A 15,467-nucleotide genomic window follows, 5' to 3' on the forward strand; every position below is an offset into this window, starting at 1 on the left:
TCAGTCCGAAAGCGACCCATCGAGGGGGCTGTCGATGTCGGTACCGGTCGCCAGGTCGCCACACTCGACCGCCACCACGTCGGCGCGCCCGGACAGGAATGCCCGCGCGCCCTGGTCCCCGGACAGACCTGCCAGCAACGCGGGCCAGTGTGCCGCGGCAATCAGTACCGGATGCCCCGGTCGCCCGTTGTAGACGGCACGGGCCAGGTCAGCGCCGGACTCGAGGACCCGACGCACCACGTCGGCGCCGACGTCGGGGGTGTCCACCAGATGCAGCACCACCCGACCCGCACCGGTCGCGGCCGCCAGCCCGACCCGTAATGACGCGCTCAAACCCTGCGACCAGTCCTCGGCGATCACCGCGCGAGCCGGCGCCGGCACCTCCACCACGGCCGCTCCCAGCACCACCACCACATCGTCACAACCGCCGCCCGTGAGCGCCGAGACCGCGGACTGAAGCCAAACACCGTCCTCAGCAAGCACTTTCGGCATGCCAAAGCGCGTTCCCGCGCCGGCTGCCAGCAGCACTCCGGTCACGTGTTCTTCGCTCGACATGCGAACATTGTCGACCTGTCCGAAACTTGCGAGATGTCAGCCCCGGCGAAGTCCAACTCAGGCAAGCGAGTGCACCCCGTCGACGAGGTGTTGCCGATCCCGAAACTGGCCACCTACGGCTTCCAGCACGTGGTGGCGTTCTACGCCGGTGCGGTGCTGGTGCCGATCATCATCGCCGGCGCGGTCGGGCTCTCCCAGGAAGAACTGGTCATGCTGATCACAGCGGACCTGTTCACCTGCGGCATCGCCTCGATCATCCAGGCAGTCGGGTTCTGGAAGGTCGGTGTGCGGCTGCCGCTGCTGCAGGGCGTGACGTTCGCCGGCGTAGCGCCCATCATCGCGATCGCGATGGCCCATGGCGGCGCGTCGGCCGGCATGCTCTACGTATACGGCGCAGTGATCGTGGCAGGTGTCTTCACATTCCTGATCGCGCCCATCTTCATCAAGCTGCTGAAGTTCTTCCCGCCGGTGGTGACCGGTTCACTGATCACCATCATCGGGCTCGCGCTGGTACCGATCGGGGCAATGGACGCCGTCACCAACCCCCACACCCATGAGCCGGACCCCACCAACATCCGCTGGTTCCTCTACGCGCTGGGCACCATCGCGGTGATCGTGGCCATTCAACGCCTGTTTCGCGGGTTCCTGGCCACCATCGCCGTGCTGCTGGGCCTGGTGATCGGCTGTGCGGTGGCCTACGCGCTGGGCGATATGGATTTCGACCGCGTCGGCGAGGCAGCCGCCTTCGGTTTCACCCCGCCGTTCCTGTTCGGGATGCCCAAATTCGACATCGTGGCGTGCCTGACCATGATCATCGTGATGCTGATCATCGCCGTGGAGTCCACCGGCTCCACCATCGCCACCGGTGAGATCGTCGGCAAGCGCATCAAGGCCTCCGACATCGGCAACGTGCTGCGCGCCGACGGTGTGGCCACCACTATCGGCGGCATCTTCAACTCGTTCCCGTACACCGCGTTCTCCGAGAACGTCGGCCTGGTGCGACTCACCGGTGTCAAGAGCCGCTGGGTGGTGGCCGCAGCCGGGGTGTTCATGATCGTGCTGGGATTCCTGCCCAAGGTCGCCGCGGTCGTCGCCTCCATTCCCAACCCGGTCCTCGGTGGTGCGGCATTGACGTTGTTCGCCACCGTCGCCGTGGTCGGCATCCAGACGCTGGGCAAGGTGGATTTCACCGATCACCGCAACCTGATCATCGTCACCACCAGCCTGGCGCTGGCGTTGTGGGTGACGTCCTACCCCGACATCGCCCAGGCCATGCCCACGGGTCTGGACCTGATCTTCGGCTCGGGCATCAGCATCGGCGCGGTCAGCGCCATCGTGCTCAACATCGTGTTCTTCCACACCGGCGGCCTCGGTGCCCGCGTCGCCGGCGGCGGCTCGATCACGCTGGACGAGGTCAACACGATGACCAGGGAACGCTTCACCGAGGTGTTCGGGCACGTGGTGCAGGGTGTGCCGTGGGCCATCGAGCGGGCCTTCGAACAGCGTCCGTTCGCCGACACCAAGGCTCTGCGCGAAGCCTTCCAGGACGCTGTGCTCACCGGTACCAACGATCAGCAACTGGAACTGCTGAACGCCTTCCACGACCTGGGTGCCGAGGACGACACCGGGGCCGCACTGGCGGTCGATCACGTGGCTTTGTCCAACCTCGACGAGGACGACCACAATGACGTGGTGCAACTTGCCGCCGCGTACCGCGAACACTTCGGTTTCCCGCTGATCATCTGCGCCCGCGAGACCGAGCATTTCGATCGGGTCCTCAAGAACGGGTGGTCGCGAATCGACAACTCCCCTGCCGCCGAGCGCGCCTTCGCGTTGATCGAGGTGGAGAAGATCGCCAACTACCGCTTCACCGACCTGGTGGCCGACGCCAATCCCATCGCGGCGGCCCGATTCAGCCGGCTCAACGAGTTGCAGTAGATGCCGAGTCTGGACACGTTCAACTCCATGACGGACCGACAGCGGATGCACCTGCTGTTCGGGGTGTGCAGCTCGACCATCTGGGCTCGCCGGGTGCTGGCCGGGTCACCGTTTCGCAGTCTGGATTCGCTGTTCGATCGGGCCGATCGGGTGCTGGCCGAGCTGCCCGACGCGGAGATCGACGCTGCCCTCGACGGTCATCCCCGTATCGGCGCCAAAGTCGACAATCCGTCGTCGGCCCGTGAGCAGGCTGCGGTGACCTCCGCCGGCGACGAGGTGAAGGCCCAGCTGGCGCTGAAAAACAGGGAGTACGAGGACAAGTTCGGCTACGTGTATCTGGTGTGTGCCAGCGGCCGCTCCGCCGAGGAGTTGCTGGCCATTCTGACCGACCGGCTGGACAACGATCCCGAGACCGAGCGCCGGGTGATGCGCAGCGAACTCGCCAAGATCAACCGGCTGCGACTCGAGCGTCTGTTCAGCGAGGCAGGATCTAGCTCATGACACACGTGAGCACGCACGTCCTCAATGCCGTCACCGGCCTACCCGGTGCCGGTGTGGCGGTAACCTTGACCGACTCGGCGGGCACCATCCTGGCTCAGGCCAGCACCGATGCCGACGGCCGCGTCGGCAGTCTCACCGACGCAGATCTGACGGGCGTGTACAGACTGACGTTCGACACGGCATCGTATTTCGCGGCGCAGGGGGTGGCAGGTTTCTATCCGGAAGTGGTCATCTCCTTCGAGATCACCGATGCCGGCGGCAGATTCCACGTTCCGCTGTTGCTGTCGCCCTACGCCTACTCCACCTACCGAGGAAGTTGAGCCCTGTGAAAGCAATCGTCATCGGTGCCGGCATGGGCGGAATGAGCGCCGCAATTGCATTGCGGCAGATCGGCATCGAGACCGCGGTGTACGAGCGTGTCACCGAGAACAAGCCGGTGGGGGCGGCCATCTCGGTGTGGTCGAACGGGGTGAAGTGCCTCAACTACCTCGGCCTCGCGGAGCAGACGGCCGAGCTCGGCGGCATCGTCGACACCATGAGCTACCTGGATGCACACACTGGCGAGACCATGTGCCGGTTCTCCATGCAGCCGCTCATCGACGAGGTGGGCCAGCGGCCCTACCCGATCGCCCGAGCTGACCTGCAGATGATGCTGATGCAGGCTTACGGTCTCGATGACATCAACTTCGGCATGAAGATGGTGTCGGTGCAGGACGGCGCGGATGCGGCCACCGCTGTGTTCGCCGACGGCACCAGTGCCACAGCGGATTTCATCATCGGTGCCGACGGCGCCAGCTCCATCACCCGCGAGTACGTACTGGGCGGGCCGGTGACGCGTCGTTATGCGGGCTACGTGAACTTCAACGGCCTGGTCGACACCGATGACGCCATTGGACCGGCCACCGAGTGGACGACGTATGTCGGTGAGGGCAAACGTGTTTCGGTGATGCCGGTGGCGGGGGGCCGGTTCTATTTCTTCTTCGACGTGGTGGAACCCCAGGGTGAATCCTATGAGCGCGGCAGTGCCCGTGAGGTTCTGCGCAAGCATTTCAGCGGATGGGCGCCGGGAGTGCAGGCGCTGATCGACAAACTGGACCCGATGACCACCAATCGGGTCGAGATCCTGGATCTGGATCCGTTTTACACCTGGGTCAAGGGGCGGGTCGCGGTCCTGGGCGATGCCGCGCACAACACCACCCCTGACATCGGACAGGGCGGCTGCTCGGCGATGGAGGATGCGGTGGCGCTGCAGTGGGCGTTCAAGGATCATCCCGACAATGTGCACGCCGCACTGTCGGCCTACCAGCAGGCGCGCGCCGTACGCGCGGGTGATCTGGTGCTGCGCGCACGCAAACGATGCGATGTCACCCATGCCAAGGACCCGGAGAAGACCCAGCAGTGGTACGACGAGTTGCGGGTCGAGGACGGCACCAACGTGATCAGGGGCATCGTCGGCAACATCATGGGTGGACCGGTCACCCCTGTCGGTTGACAACAGGGCGTAGGGTCTAAGCAGGTTGAGTTCACAGCCGGACCAGGAAACGTCAAAACTGGCGAGCTAGATCTGAGAACTCGAGCATTTGACGCGACCCACGTGCTGACAAGCGACTGATGGGGTCATGATGTCCACTGCACCGGCATGCACAACCTTCACACACGCCTGCGTGGCGTGGCACGACGACTATGTGGCCATCACCGTCGACGGTGATATCGACGCGGCCAACGCCGAGGCATTCGCCCGGTTCGCCATCGCCCACATCCAACCCGGCAGAAAACTGCAGATCAACCTCACGCAGCTGGACTTCTTTGGGACAGCCGGCTTTTCGGCACTGCACGCGATCAATGTCCGCTGCGCCGCCGCCGGGACCGACTGGACGGTGTCAGCCTGCGGTCCGGTGGCACGCGTGTTGCGGATCTGCGATCCCAACGGTGCGCTGCCCGTGCGTCACTCCAGCTGATCACGCAGCCGGGTCAGCGCCCTGGCCAGCAGTCGGGATACATGCATCTGCGAAACACCGATGCGTTCGGCGATCTGCGTCTGAGTCAGCGACTCGAAGAACCTGAGCACCACCACGGTGCGTTCCCGCTCGGGCAGTGACTCCAGCAGCGGCCTCAGCGCCTCACGGTTCTCGATCTGATCCAAGGTCAGGTCGACGTCACCGAGGGTGTCGGCGATGGCTGGGGCATCCTCGTTGCCGCTGCCGCCGCTGTCGATGGACAGCGTGTTGTAGGAACTGCCCGCCACCAGACCCTCGACCACCTCGTCGCGGTCCATCCCCAGTTCGGCGGCGAGTTCGGTGGGTGTGGGGGCGCGCCCCAGCCGTTGTGAGAGTTCGGCAGTGGCGCTACCCAGGCGCAGGTGCAGTTCCTTGAGCCGGCGCGGCACTTTCACCGACCAGCTGTTGTCGCGGAAGTGGCGCCGGACCTCACCCATGATGGTGGGCACGGCAAACGACACGAAGTCCGATCCGGCGTTGACGTCGAACCGGATCACGGCGTTCACCAGACCGACCCGCGCCACCTGCACCAGGTCGTCACGGGGTTCACCACGACCGTCGAACCGGCGGGCGATGTGATCGGCCAGGGGCAGGCAGCGTTCGACAATGCGGTCGCGCTGACGCTGGAACTCCTTGGAATCCTCTGCCAGCTCGGCCAACTCGTGGAACATCCCCGGCACATCGGCGTATTCAGAACTCGAACGCGAAGCTCCGGTACGCGAGGCCGACCCTTGCGAACCTGAGGGCGTCACCGTGCGGGGCTCACTCGCCTCGTCGTCAGCGAGATGCCGAAAACGGGGCCCTGCCCGTCGACATCCGATCCGTCACGGAAGGTGCTGACGTCATCGGTCAGAGAAGTCAGGACGTGCCAGCTGAAGCTGCCCGGCGTCAGAATGTCCTCGGTGGTGGAAGCCGTTGACACGTTGATCACCAATTCGGTGGGACGGGGGTCGATCACCAGAACCAACGAGGCGTCCTTGGCCGCCGACTTGATCAACCGCGTGCACGCTTCATCCACGGCCAGCCGCAGATCAGCCACCGCATCCAGGTCCAGGTCCTCGAATGTTCCGATGGCCCCGATGACGGTGCGCACCACGGCGAGGTTCTCCAGCTGCGCGTCGATACGCAGCTCAACAGCTTTGGGGCTGCGAACGCTCGCGGCGTCGGAACTATCGGAATCGAACATGTAGTGGCCTCCCGGCAATATCGCACCGAGACTACCCCAGCGCGCAGCCCAACTAACCATTGCGCCACCCTTCCCAGTCGCATTGTCGACGGCTGTCTCGATGTTTGTGGTGACCGACACTTACCCGCATCGAGGACGTCGCCAAACTCCTATGTGACATGGCCGTGCTCCGGTGTAAACAGCTGTGGCGCGGGTATTCGCGCGCCGTGACTGAACTTCCGCGGGTCGATCCGCCGTGCGACTGCGGCGCAGCGTAGTCACCGGTCCGGGTATTCGCCGGGTTCGCAAAGGGACGGGCTTCTCCTACCGCGGACCGGACGGCGAACTCATCGCCGACGACGTGATCCTGGGCCGCATCAAGGAACTGGTGATCCCGCCGGCGTGGAAGAACGTCTGGATCAGCGAGCATCCGCGAGGCCACATCCAGGCGGTGGGTACCGACGCGGCGGGACGGCGCCAGTACCTGTATCACCAACGGTGGCAGGACGAGCGCAGCGAAGAGAAGTTCGACCGAGTGCTCGAGTTGTCCGAGAAGTTGCCCGACTGGCGCAGTCAGGTGGTCGCGGACCTGGCCGGCCGCGGGTTGTCCAGGGACCGGGTGCTCGCCTTGGCCCTGCGGATGCTCGATCGCGGCTACTTTCGGGCCGGCGGCGAGACCTACGCCGAGGACAACCAGTCCTACGGTGTCGCCACGCTGTTGTGCGAGCACGTCACCGTCAAGAAGGACGCGGTCCACTTCGACTATCCCGCCAAGAGCGGTGTCCAACGCGAGTGGGAGGTCGACGATCCTGCCATCGTGAAGACCGTGCGGGCGTTGATGCGGCGCGAGGACCGCACGGACCGCCTGTTGGTGTGCCGGAGCGGTTCTGGGTGGACCGACATCCACTCCGACGACCTCAACAACCGGTTCAAGGAGATGGTCGGCGACGAGTTCAGCGTCAAGGACCTGCGCACCTGGCACGGTACGGTGCTGGCCGCGGCGGCGTTCGTGGACGCCGACCCGCCCTCCTCGGATCGAGCCAACAAGAAGATCGTGTCAGCGGTGATGAAGGAGGTGTCGGCCGAACTCGGCAACACTCCTGCCGTGGCGCGAAGTTCGTACGTCGACCCCCGAGTCGTCGCCGCCTACCAGGACGGGTTCACCGTCGCGGCGGCCGCGCGGCGGGCCGCCAAGACCCGCGACGACGACGCACAGGCCATCATGGAGAAAGCGACGGCGACGATGATCCGGAAGGTCAGTCGAGGCCGTTGACTCGCCCGGGTGTATCAACGCACTGCAGATGAACCGGTTTCACTGCCCTGGAGGCTGGGAACCCACAGCCCGTGGGTGAACCGCTCCACGATGTGGCCCACATCAGAACAAGGCCAGGAGGTGGAGATGCCGAATTCATCGATCAAGGACGAGGGCCTCTACGTCGATCTGCGCAAGCAGGGGAACTCCAAGGAGAAAGCCGCCCGAATCTCCAATGCCGCTGCGGCGCATGGTCGTACACGCGTCGGGCGACGGGGTGGTCGGTCTGGATCATACGAGGGCTGGACTGTATCCGAGCTCAAGAAGAGGGCGAAAGAGCTTGGAGTGTCCGGCTATTCGGACAAGAGAAAAGACCAACTGGTCGCTCTGCTTCGCAACCACTGAGGAAAGGTGAACAGCATGGCTGACAAGACCGGACCGCACGAAGCTGTCAGTGGCGTCGTCGAAGACGTCAAGGGTAAGGCCAAGGAGGTCGCCGGCACGGTGACCGGCCGCGACGACCTCGTGAACGAGGGCAAAGCACAGCAGGACAAGGCCGAGGCCGAGCGCGATGTCGCCAAGAAGGAAGCTGAAGCCGAGGCTGCGCGCGGTGGCGCCGAGGCCGCGGAGCAGCGTCAAAAAGCCTTCCAGCGCTAGATATCACAGTTCGAAAAACCCGGCGGGCACACGTCCCCGCCGGGTTTTTCCGTGGTCGCGAGCCGCTTCGGGAGATCAGCCTCCGAACGCGGGGCCGGCAAGCGCGGGGAAGCCCATGGCCAAGGTCACCAGCATGACGGTGGACAAGAACCAGCCCGCACCCTGCCAGGTCCAGAACTCGTCACCGCCACCCGCCCGCCAGGCGCGGTAGGTGCGGACGAAAGCCCAGATGGCTCCGGCCAGCAGGATCAGCGGTGCGCCGAGTCCGAGGAACGTCCGCTGCGGAACACCGCAGGCCATGGTGTCCACATCCATGGATTCGGTACAGGTGCTCACCCACAGCGCCGCCAGGATCAGAAAGCCTAGGCCGGCCACAGCGACAGCAGCCGAGAACCGGACAGCGTTACCCAGGCCGGGTTCGACCTTGACAGCACTGTCACGCTGTTGCTGGCGAGGGCGAGGACTGACGCTCAACAGCGCCTCTGACCTGCGCATGGTCACCATGTCGGTTCCTTTCCGGTGCTCTGTAGTACCCGCCCTGCCGGAACTCAAAACGTGCTTCTGCAAATTTATCGAATTGTTGCTGTGTTGGTACGACGAATGTGATGAACACCCTGCTAAGCCCGCTGAGACAGCGCTCGACGCGCTGCGCGGCCTTCGTTGCTTGACTAGCGTGACGGCATGGACCTCAACACCGTCGAGGTCGTCGATATCGCGACCACTCGCGACGACGTCTGGCCCCTCGGACCACATGACGCAGTGCTGGCGGGCGGCACCTGGTTGTTCTCGGAACCTCAGGTGCAGCTGCGCCGGCTGGTGGACATCACCAGGTTGGGCTGGGAACCGGTGGTGACCAGCGCCGACGGCGTGGATTTGGCGGCCACCTGCACCATCGAGCAGGTGGCCCGGCTGTCCGACGAACTGTCGTCGCAGCATCCGGATTGGGCTGCCGCTCCCTTGCTTCGTCAGTGCTGCGAGGCGCTGCTGATGTCCTTCAAGATCTGGCACACCGCCACCGTCGGCGGCAATGTCTGCCTGTCGTTTCCTGCCGGTGCCGTGATCTCTCTTCTCTCGGCCCTGGACGGCACGGTGACGGTGTGGCGCGCCGATGGTTCGCAGTACTGCAAACGCATCACCGACTTCGTCACCGGCAGCGCCACCAATGTGCTGACCGCCGGTGACGTGATTCGTTCCGTACACCTGCCGGCAAGCGCCCTGCGCGCCACCACCGCGTTCCGCAAGCTGGCCCCTTCCCCGTTGGGACGCTCAGGCATCGTGGTGATCGCCCGTCGCGACACCCCACGCGACGGGGGACGGTGCGTCCTGTCGATCACGGCGGCGACGGTGCGTCCCTGCGTATTCGACTTCGTCACCGTGCCATCCGATGACGAACTCGCCGCCGCACACGCCACCATCGACGACGACGCGTGGACGCTGGACGCCCACGGAGATCCGGACTGGCGCCGTGGCGTTTCGCTGGAACTGGCCCAGCAGGTTTGCGCGGAGCTGCGGTGAGCATTCGTATCAACGGCATGGCGGCCGCAGGCACCCCTCGGCCGGGTCAGTGCCTACGCACCTTCCTGCGCGACTGCGGGCATTTCGAGGTCAAGAAGGGGTGCGACGCAGGCGACTGCGGGGCCTGTTCGGTGCTGGTGGACGGGCACCCCGTGCACTCCTGCGTCTTCCCGGCGTTCCGCGCCGACGAATGCGACGTCACCACCGTCGCCGGCCTGGGGACCCCGGAGGATCTGCATCCTGTCCAGCGGAAGTTTCTGGAGGCGGCGGGATTTCAGTGTGGGTTCTGCACCGCGGGGATGATCACCACCGCCTCGGCACTATCCGAGGCGCAGTTGGCTGACCTACCGCGCAGCCTCAAGGGAAACCTGTGCCGGTGCACCGGCTACCGCACCATCACCGATGCCGTCGACGGTCGGGCCAACACCGAGAAACCGGCCCAGGGCGCCGATGTCGGCCGCTCGCTGGGCGCCCCCGCCGGGGCCCGGGTGGTCACCGGCACCGAGCAGTACACCATGGATTTCGCGATGCCCGGACTGTTGCACATGGCGGTGCTGCCCAGCCCGGTGGCGCACGCCAGGATTCGGTCCATCGACACCTCCGTGGCCGAAGCCATCGAGGGCGTGCGTCTGGTACTGACACATCTCGACAGCCCACCGGTGGCGTTCTCCACCGCCCGGCACGAAAGCCGTCTCGACGATCCCGACGACACCTTTGTGCTCGACGACACCGTCCGCTTCATCGGGCAGCGGGTGGCCGCCGTGGTGGCCGATGATCTGGCCACTGCCGAAAAAGCCTGCCGCGCACTTGTGGTCGACTTCGAGCCGTTGCCCGCGGTGTTCGACCCCGAGGTGGCCCGCTCGCCCGGCGCTCCTCTGGTACACCAGGGCAAGGGCACACCCAGCCGCATCGCGGATCCGAGCCGCAACATCGTGGCCGAACTGCACGGCGGAGTCGGCGATGTCGAGGCTGGTGTTTCCGCGGCGCGGGCTTCCGGCGGTGCCGTGGTGACCGGCCGCTGGCACACTCAGCGGGTACAGCACAGTCACCTCGAGACACATGGCTGCACCGGCTGGCGTGATCAGAACGGGCGCCTGGTGATCCGCAGCAGCACGCAGGTGCCGTTCCTGATCCGTGACGAGTTGTGCCACGTTTTCGGCCTGGCACGCGATGACGTCCAGGTGTTCACCAAGCGCGTCGGCGGCGGCTTCGGCGGTAAGCAGGAAATGCTCACCGAGGATCTGGTGGCGCTGGCGGTGCTGCGGCTGGGGCAACCGGTGCGCTTCGAGTTCAGCCGAGGTGACCAGTTCACCGTAGCGCCGTGCCGCCATCCCTACCGCATCGACGTGACGGCAGCCGCGGGCGGCGACGGGCTGCTCACAGCGCTGGCGGTCGACGTGTTGATCGACGCCGGCGCCTACGGCAACCACACCCCCGGGGTGATGTTCCACAGCTGCGGCGAATCCCTTGCGCTGTATCGCTGCCCGAACAAGTACGTCGACGCCCAGGCGGTCTACACCAACAACCTGCCTTCGGGGGCGTTTCGCGGGTACGGCTTGTCCCAGATGATCTTCGCGATCGAGTCCGCGATCGACGAGCTGGCCCTGCAGTTGGGACTGGACCCCTTCGAGATGCGCAGGCGCAATGTCGTGGTGCCCGGCGATGCGTTTGTGGACTCGCATGTGGCAGAAGATGATCTGACGTTCGGCAGTTACGGTCTGGACCAGTGCCTGGATCTGGTGCAGCAGGCACTCGACTCGGGCCGAGGCACGCCGGCACCCGAGGGGCCGCAGTGGCGGGTGGGCACCGGCATGGCGACGGCGATGATTGCGACCATCCCGCCGCGTGGGCATTTCGCCGATGCGCGGGTATCGGTGTCAGCCGATGGTCAATACACCCTGTCGGTGGGCACCGCCGAGTTCGGTAACGGCACCTCGACAGTCCACACCCAGCTGGCAGCCACCGAACTGGGGACCACAGCGGACCGGATTCTGTTGCGGCAGTCCGATACCGAATTCTCCGGTCACGACACGGGTGCGTTCGGCTCCGCCGGCACGGTGGTGGCGGGCAGGGCAGTCCAGAGCGCTTGTGTCGAGTTACGCGCCAGGCTGGTGCAGACGGCGTCGACGTTGACCTCGGTACCCGCTGCGGAGTGTGGACTGGGCCCCCATGGCGTGCAGTGCGGGGAGCGCCTCGTCGGATTCAGTGAGTTGGCGGCCGACGGACCTGTGGTCGGGATTGGCCGCCATGACGGCACGCCGCGGTCGGTGGCGTTCAACGTGCAGGGTTTCCGGGTCGCCGTGGACACCACCACCGGGGTGGTGCGAGTGCTGCAGTCGGTGCAGGCTGCCGACGCCGGTGTGGTGATCAATCCTCAGCAGTGCCGCGGGCAGGTGGAAGGTGGTGTGGCACAGGCGATCGGTGGTGCGTTGTACGAGGAGATGCTGCTGTCCCCCGACGGGGTGGTCACCAACGCGACGCTGCGCAACTACCACATCCCCCAGCTCGCCGACCTGCCCGTGACCGAGGTGCTGTTCGCCGATACCTACGACCGCCTGGGACCCATGGGCGCCAAGTCCATGAGTGAATCGCCCTACAACCCGGTGGCACCAGCGCTGGCCAACGCGATTCGCGACGCCATCGGGATCCGTTTGCACCGGCTGCCGATGACACCGGCGCGGGTATGGCGTGCGCTCACCACAGGTGCGACCGACTAGCGTGCCGCTCGAACGTCAGAATGGCAGCGGAAACACCCACGCTCGCCGAACTGTCAGATGCCTCGTTTGGCGGCCTTCACCGCAGCCACCGCGTCGTCGTCACCGGTGAACTCGATCCGAACGGCGTCGCGCCCGAAGGCGAACAGCACCAGCTCTTCCGGAGCTCCGGTGAGTATCACCTCGGGTCCCTTACCCACGGTGGCCAGGGTGCGGCCGTCGGCGGTGCGCAGGATCAGCCGAGCGGGCACCTTGGCGAGTGCGACCCTGCTCAGCATGCCGAAGGGACGCAGCAGGGCCGCCACCGTCGCACTGTCCAGTTGCCGTGGTTCCCAATCGGGTTGAGCTCGTCGCACATCCTCGTGGTGGACGAACATCTCGCTGACGTTAACCAGCGGGTCCACCCACGCGAACGGCGAGTAGATGGGCGGCCCGCCGGCGAGCTTGTCGACCAGTTCCGGATACGGCGTGGACTCCGCAATCCGGTCCTGCACCTTGGCGGTGTACTTCTGCAGGGGCGGGAAGGCGATACCGGGGGTGGCGTCGAGGCGCCGTTCGCGCAGCACCAGATGGGCGGCGAGGTCGCGGGTGGTCCAGCCCTCACACAGGGTGGGTGCGTCGGCGCCGACGGCGCGGAAGGTGTCGACGAGCGCCGCGCGCTCGCGTTTGGCGACGGTCATGCCCACCACAGTAAGCACATCTAAGCGATGTTGTCGGCCAAGCGCCCTATCATCGGCGCGTGCTGCGGATCCGGATGCTGATGATCGTCGCGGCAGCAGCGGCGGCCGCCGCCTACGCACTGGGTATGCCCCCGTGGTGGTGCCTGGTCGCCGCTGCCGCCGCCCCGCCGTTACTGCTGGCGTTGCCGCGGTTCATCGCGGGCGCACTGCACGGCGCGGCGACACCCCGCCCCGACGAAGAACCCACGACGGCCATGTCCGGCACCGAGTTCGAGGACTTCGTGGCGGGTATCGCCCGCCGCGCCGGCGTGCCGGTGATCATGACGCCACTCACCGGCGACTGGGGTGTGGACCTGATCCTCGGCAGGCGTCCCGATCGTGTTGCGGTGCAATGCAAAAGACTGGGACGTCCGGTCGGCCCCGGTGCGGTCCAGGAGGTGGTGGCCGGCGCGCCGATGCAGGACTGCACCCGGACCATGGTGGTGTCCAACCAGGAGTTCACCCCCGCGGCTCGGCGGCTGGCCGAACAGCATGGCTGCATCCTGGTGGGCGGATCTCAGCTGCCGCGGCTGCGCGCCGAGATCTTGCGGGTCACCGCGCCGACAGCTGGCTGAGCGCCTCCCGCACGGCGGCCACGGCGGTGTCGATCTCGGCGCGGCCCACAGTCAGCGCCGGACGGAATCGGACACTGTCGGCTCCACTGGCCAGCATCACCACACCGCGTTGCCACAGTGCGTCGATCAGCGCGTCGCGCTGCCGCGCAGTCGGCAGGCTGAAGGCGCACATCAGCCCGCGGCCGCGGACATCGAGCACGACGTCCGGATACTCGCCCGCCAGTGCCGACAACTGTTGCAGCAGATACCGACCCTGGCTGGCGGCGTTGGCGAACAGGCCGTCGGCCTCGATGGTCTCCAGAATGCGGCGGGCACGCACCATGTCGACCAGGTTGCCGCCCCAGGTGGAGTTGATCCGGGAGCTCACCGCGAACACGTTGTCGGCCACGTCGTCAACCCGTCGGCCGGCCATCACGCCGCACACCTGGGTCTTCTTGCCGAACGCGACGATGTCGGGCATCACGCCCAGTTGCTGATACGCCCAGGCGGTTCCGGTGATCCCACAACCGGTCTGCACCTCGTCGAAGATCAGCAGCGCGTCGTACTCGTCGCACAGGGCGCGCATCGCGGCGAAGAACTCGGCCCGGATGTGACGGTCGCCGCCCTCACCCTGGATGGGCTCGGCGATGAAGCAGGCGATGTCGTGTGGGTGCGCCTCGAAGGCGGCACGGGCCTGACGCAGCGACTCGGCCTCGATCTCTGCGATGTCGGCTCCGGGGCGCAGGTAGGGCGCGGCGATACGCGGCCAGTCGAACTTCGGGAACCGGGCCACCTTGTTGGGATCGGTGTTGGTCAGCGACAGCGTGTAGCCGCTGCGGCCGTGGAACGCCCCCCGCAGGTGCAACACCTTGGTACCCAGATCGGCTGAGCGGCCGTGGGTTTCGTTGAAGCGGCTCTTCCAGTCGAAGGCCACTTTCAGCGCGTTCTCCACGGCCAGCGCTCCGCCGTCGACGAAGAACAGGTGCGGCAGCGCCGGGTCCCCCAGCACGCGTGCGAAGGTGTCGACGAAGCGCGCCATCGGCACGGTGTAGACGTCGGAGTTGCTGGGCTTGTTGATCGCCGCCGCGGCCAGTTCGGCACGGAAGTCGGAATCCTCGGCCAGTGCGGGGTGGTTCATGCCCAGCGCCGACGAGGCGAAAAACGTGAACATGTCCAGGTACCGACGGCCGGTGCGGGCGTCGACGAGGTAGCTGCCCTGCGATCGATCCAGGTCGAGCACCAGGTCCATCCCGTCGGCCAGAATGTTCCGGCGAAGCACCTGATGGACGTCGTTGGGCGTGATCTCTTCGGCAAGGTGAGGCTCGCGCGACAAAAGTTCCGTCATGGGCGCAATCCTAACGGAATTTTTACGGAACTCGGTAAAGAAACCGGTCGGAGGTCAACTTCACAGGAAAATCTACGGTAGAGATTGCCGGCCGTCGTAAAAAGTCTGTAGGATGATCGTGCTTCGTGTGCGGACGTTGGCCGCTGTCCGGATCTGCTGCAGCAGGTCCTCGAGAGCCCGTGCCGACCCCACGCGAACCAGCAGGACGTAGCTTTCCTCACCCGCCACCGAATGGCACGCCTCGATGGCATCGATGTGCTCGAGGCGGGCAGGTGCATCATCGGGTTGAGACGGATCGAGAGGAGTGATGGCGACGAACGCCGACAGCATGTGGCCCACTGCTTCCGGGTTGATCCGGGCGGTGTACCCCTTCACCACACCCCGCGATTCCAGCCGCCGCACACGTGACTGCACGGCTGACACCGACAGACCGGCGGTACTGGCCAGATGTGCCAGCGTGGCACGCCCGTCGGTCACCAGCTCGCGCACCAGAGTCTTGTCGATGTCATCCAGATGCTCGGCGTCGGCCGTCCCTCGGCTAGAAGACACACGCGG

General features: G+C 65.9%; 18 protein-coding genes. 11 read left to right on the forward strand and 7 right to left on the reverse strand.

Annotated elements, in window-relative coordinates:
- Window positions 1–555: a nucleotidyltransferase family protein gene (locus tag BVC93_RS02410; RefSeq protein ID WP_083735780.1), complete on the reverse strand. Its 555-nt coding sequence runs from the start codon at window positions 553–555 to the stop codon at window positions 1–3.
- 33 nt (window positions 556–588) lie between these two features.
- Between BVC93_RS02410 and BVC93_RS02415 the strand changes: the two genes are divergently transcribed.
- The 5 genes from BVC93_RS02415 (at window position 589) to BVC93_RS02435 (ending at window position 4,952) form a co-directional block, all read left to right on the forward strand.
- Window positions 589–2,493, forward strand: coding sequence for a solute carrier family 23 protein (locus BVC93_RS02415; protein WP_083735781.1), 1,905 nt, complete (start codon window positions 589–591; stop codon window positions 2,491–2,493).
- 45 nt (window positions 2,494–2,538) lie between these two features.
- Complete coding sequence (gene uraD / locus BVC93_RS02420; RefSeq protein WP_236950385.1) at window positions 2,539–2,994, forward strand: 2-oxo-4-hydroxy-4-carboxy-5-ureidoimidazoline decarboxylase; 456 nt, start codon at window positions 2,539–2,541, stop codon at window positions 2,992–2,994.
- On the forward strand, window positions 2,991–3,314 hold the full coding sequence (gene uraH, locus BVC93_RS02425) for a hydroxyisourate hydrolase (RefSeq protein WP_083735783.1): 324 nt from the start codon (window positions 2,991–2,993) through the stop codon (window positions 3,312–3,314). Before uraD ends, uraH begins: the two co-directional genes overlap by 4 nt.
- Window positions 3,315–3,319: 5 nt before the next feature.
- Window positions 3,320–4,486, forward strand: coding sequence for an FAD-dependent urate hydroxylase HpxO (hpxO, locus tag BVC93_RS02430; protein ID WP_083735784.1), 1,167 nt, complete (start codon window positions 3,320–3,322; stop codon window positions 4,484–4,486).
- Window positions 4,487–4,658: 172 nt separating this feature from the next.
- Entirely contained in the window at window positions 4,659–4,952 is a 294-nt protein-coding gene (locus BVC93_RS02435) for an STAS domain-containing protein (protein ID WP_192860165.1), read from the forward strand.
- Here BVC93_RS02435 and BVC93_RS02440 read toward each other — a convergent pair.
- A complete protein-coding gene (locus BVC93_RS02440) occupies window positions 4,940–5,743 on the reverse strand; it encodes an RNA polymerase sigma factor SigF (RefSeq protein ID WP_083735786.1) in 804 nt (267 codons plus the stop codon). The two genes, BVC93_RS02435 and BVC93_RS02440, sit on opposite strands and share 13 nt — an antisense overlap.
- A complete protein-coding gene (locus tag BVC93_RS02445) occupies window positions 5,740–6,177 on the reverse strand; it encodes an ATP-binding protein (RefSeq protein ID WP_192860166.1) in 438 nt (145 codons plus the stop codon). Before BVC93_RS02445 ends, BVC93_RS02440 begins: the two co-directional genes overlap by 4 nt.
- Before the next feature lie 235 nt (window positions 6,178–6,412).
- On the opposite strand from BVC93_RS02445, the gene BVC93_RS02450 reads away from it, so the two are divergent.
- The 3 genes from BVC93_RS02450 to mbp1 all read left to right on the forward strand — a co-directional run bounded on the left by BVC93_RS02450 (window position 6,413) and on the right by mbp1 (window position 8,065).
- The gene (locus tag BVC93_RS02450; RefSeq protein ID WP_083735787.1) at window positions 6,413–7,429 is read left to right on the forward strand and encodes a DNA topoisomerase IB; all 1,017 of its coding nucleotides are present in this window, start codon (window positions 6,413–6,415) and stop codon (window positions 7,427–7,429) included.
- 126 nt (window positions 7,430–7,555) lie between these two features.
- Complete coding sequence (locus tag BVC93_RS02455; RefSeq protein ID WP_083740736.1) at window positions 7,556–7,813, forward strand: DUF7218 family protein; 258 nt, start codon at window positions 7,556–7,558, stop codon at window positions 7,811–7,813.
- A gap of 15 nt (window positions 7,814–7,828) precedes the next feature.
- A complete protein-coding gene (mbp1, locus tag BVC93_RS02460; protein ID WP_083740737.1) occupies window positions 7,829–8,065 on the forward strand; it encodes a microaggregate-binding protein 1 in 237 nt (78 codons plus the stop codon).
- A gap of 75 nt (window positions 8,066–8,140) precedes the next feature.
- Here mbp1 and BVC93_RS02465 read toward each other — a convergent pair whose 3' ends face one another.
- Window positions 8,141–8,569 carry a hypothetical protein gene (locus tag BVC93_RS02465; protein ID WP_236950214.1) on the reverse strand — a complete coding sequence of 143 codons (429 nt, stop codon included), beginning with the start codon at window positions 8,567–8,569 and terminating at the stop codon, window positions 8,141–8,143.
- A 177-nt stretch (window positions 8,570–8,746) separates the two neighbouring features.
- Between BVC93_RS02465 and BVC93_RS02470 the strand changes: the two genes are divergently transcribed.
- Together BVC93_RS02470 and BVC93_RS02475 are read left to right on the forward strand one after the other, a co-directional pair.
- Window positions 8,747–9,580, forward strand: coding sequence for an FAD binding domain-containing protein (locus BVC93_RS02470; RefSeq protein WP_083735788.1), 834 nt, complete (start codon window positions 8,747–8,749; stop codon window positions 9,578–9,580).
- Window positions 9,577–12,297: a molybdopterin-dependent oxidoreductase gene (locus BVC93_RS02475; RefSeq protein ID WP_083735789.1), complete on the forward strand. Its 2,721-nt coding sequence runs from the start codon at window positions 9,577–9,579 to the stop codon at window positions 12,295–12,297. The genes BVC93_RS02470 and BVC93_RS02475 overlap by 4 nt, the downstream gene beginning before the upstream one ends.
- Window positions 12,298–12,350: 53 nt before the next feature.
- On the opposite strand, the gene BVC93_RS02480 is transcribed toward BVC93_RS02475, so the two are convergent.
- On the reverse strand, window positions 12,351–12,974 hold the full coding sequence (locus tag BVC93_RS02480; protein WP_083740739.1) for a TIGR03085 family metal-binding protein: 624 nt from the start codon (window positions 12,972–12,974) through the stop codon (window positions 12,351–12,353).
- A gap of 74 nt (window positions 12,975–13,048) precedes the next feature.
- Here BVC93_RS02480 and BVC93_RS02485 point away from each other — a divergent pair, with 74 nt between their 5' ends.
- Window positions 13,049–13,588 carry a restriction endonuclease gene (locus BVC93_RS02485; protein ID WP_157517165.1) on the forward strand — a complete coding sequence of 180 codons (540 nt, stop codon included), beginning with the start codon at window positions 13,049–13,051 and terminating at the stop codon, window positions 13,586–13,588.
- Here BVC93_RS02485 and lat read toward each other — a convergent pair.
- Together lat and BVC93_RS02495 are read right to left on the reverse strand one after the other, a co-directional pair.
- A complete protein-coding gene (lat, locus tag BVC93_RS02490; protein ID WP_083735790.1) occupies window positions 13,566–14,912 on the reverse strand; it encodes an L-lysine 6-transaminase in 1,347 nt (448 codons plus the stop codon). The two genes, BVC93_RS02485 and lat, sit on opposite strands and share 23 nt — an antisense overlap.
- Before the next feature lie 72 nt (window positions 14,913–14,984).
- Window positions 14,985–15,461 (reverse strand): Lrp/AsnC family transcriptional regulator, encoded by a 477-nt coding sequence (locus BVC93_RS02495; protein WP_083735791.1) that lies wholly within the window; start codon window positions 15,459–15,461, stop codon window positions 14,985–14,987.
- Window positions 15,462–15,467 lie beyond the last annotated feature (6 nt).

Source organism: Mycobacterium sp. MS1601 (assembly GCF_001984215.1).
Lineage (GTDB): Bacteria > Actinomycetota > Actinomycetes > Mycobacteriales > Mycobacteriaceae > Mycobacterium.